This is a genomic window from Polaromonas sp., from assembly GCF_030682935.1.
Taxonomy (GTDB): Bacteria; Pseudomonadota; Gammaproteobacteria; order Burkholderiales; family Burkholderiaceae_C; genus Polaromonas.
Map to the genome: position 1 here is coordinate 1 of NZ_JAUXNA010000292.1, position 2222 is coordinate 2222.

A 2222-nucleotide genomic window follows, 5' to 3' on the forward strand; every position below is an offset into this window, starting at 1 on the left:
CGCAGCCACGTTTGGTTTTCTCGCGCTGACCGATACCACGCATTTGCTTGAAAATTTGCTCGACCGGGCACGCCATGGGCAATTGAAATTAAACATAAAAATGATGGACGCCTTTTTGGAGACTAAAGACGTGTTGCAAAAACAAATGAGCGCTTATCGGGACGGTGGTGAACCAGAGCCGGAAATGGTCGCGCAAATCTGCGCCGTGTTGCGGCAATTGGCGCTGGAGGAAAATGGCGGTGCGGCCGGAGCGCCGGTTCTTGTGAAAACGCCAGCAGCCGCTGCGGTGGCGGCGCCTCTCCCCGCATCAGAGCCCGCAGCCAACGCGGCGGCAGTTCCGAGCTTGAAAGTACGCTTTACCAAGGTTTCGGAAAACGATCAAAAGCTGCTGAGCGAAGAATTGGCCAATCTGGGCACGGTACTGGCCCAGGAGCAAGACACTTACAGCCTGACCGTCTGGCTGGAAACGGCCTGTGATGCCGATGACATTATTGCGGTGAGCTGTTTCATTGTGGACGCCGATCAGATTGAGATCAGCACTGAGCCCGCTTCCACGCCTGATGCAGAGCCGGAGAATGAGAGTCCTCCTCCGGCGGCTGTTCTCCCTGTGGCGGCTGTTGACGTGCCCAAGCCGCATGTCGCAGCCGTCGCGGTGCCCGCAGCAGCTGCCCATGGCAAAGAGTCAAACTCGATCAGGGTGGACGTTGAAAAGGTTGACCAGATCATCAATCTGGTGGGTGAACTGGTGATTACCCAGTCGATGTTGACGCAAACCGCATCGACGCTGGATCCGGTCCTGCACGAGCGCTTGCTGAGCGGCATGGGGCATCTGGAGCGCAATGCGCGCGATTTGCAGGAATCTGTCATGTCAATCCGCATGATGCCGATGGACTACGTGTTTAGCCGCTTTCCGCGCCTGATACGCGACCTGTCGGCCAAGCTGGGCAAACAGGTGCAGCTGGTAACGGTTGGCAAAGAAACCGAGTTGGACAAAAGCCTGATCGAGCGCATCATTGATCCGATCACCCACTTGGTACGCAACAGCCTTGACCATGGTATTGAGGGGCCGGAACAACGCGCCTTCGCCGGCAAAGACCCGGCGGGCAAGTTGACGCTTTCAGCGCAGCATCAAGGCGGCAGCATCGTGATCGAGGTCAAGGACGATGGTGGTGGCCTGGTCCGGGAAAAAATTCTGGCCAAGGCGAATCAGCAAGGCATGGCGATCAGCGAAACCGCCTCTGACGATGAGGTCTGGCAACTGATTTTTGCGCCGGGTTTTTCGACGGCAGAAGCCGTTACCGACGTCTCGGGTCGTGGCGTCGGCATGGATGTGGTCAAGCGCAATATTCAGGAAATGGGCGGCCATGTTGAAATCGCTTCCACGCAAGGCAAGGGCACCAGGATCAGGATCGTGCTGCCCTTGACGCTGGCCATTCTCAATGGCATGTCGGTCAAGGTCGGCGGCGAGGTGTACATCTTGCCACTGAATTACGTCATCGAATCCTTGCAGCCGCATGCCAAGGATCTTCATGCCATCACCGCCGATGAGCAGGTCATGCATGTGCGGGGCGAGTACCTGGCGCTGGTTGAATTAAACAAACTTTTCCAGGTCGCCGACGCGGTGCAGGACCCGACGCAGGGCATCGTGGTGATCGTGCAGGCTGAAGGAACGCGTTTTGCGCTGCTGGTGGATCAACTGGTGGGCCAGCATCAGGTGGTGGTGAAAAACCTTGAAACCAACTACCGCAAGGTGCCGGGGATTTCGGCCGCAACGATTCTGGGCGATGGCAATGTGGCGCTGATTATTGATGTGGCCGCGATGCAGCGGACGAATCGCGAAAAAGTAAGTCAGCTCAGGCAGGGCTGATCCCGTCCCCGCACCCTGAACCACCAGCTTCATCAATTAAAGACGCGGCGCCGGACATCGGTTGCCCGATGGGGCCGGGCACGCTGGACGAACGCAAGCTGATGTCAAGCAGTGAGCGGGGCCGGGTTGGCGAGTCGGCTCAATAAATAAAAAAGGCAACAACATCATGAACAATTTCAAAATATCGACCCGCCTGTCCGTCTTGATTGGCATCATGTCGGCTCTGCTGATTGCCATTGGCAGCCTGGGCCTGTTCGGCATCAGTCAGTCCAATGATGCCTTGCGTGCGGTGTACCAAGACCGCACCGTGCCCAGGGGCCAGATGGCCGACATACAGGAAAACCTGCGGCGCAAC

Annotated in this window: 2 protein-coding genes; both read left to right on the top strand. The window is 57.5% G+C overall.

Annotated elements, in window-relative coordinates:
- The coding region (cheA, locus tag Q8K05_RS13530) for a chemotaxis protein CheA (protein WP_305247141.1) at positions 1-1867 on the top strand (1867 nt) is incomplete at its 5' end.
- A gap of 166 nt (positions 1868-2033) precedes the next feature.
- Positions 2034-2222: Tar ligand binding domain-containing protein (locus Q8K05_RS13535; RefSeq protein ID WP_305247142.1), on the top strand; the 189-nt coding region annotated here is incomplete at its 3' end.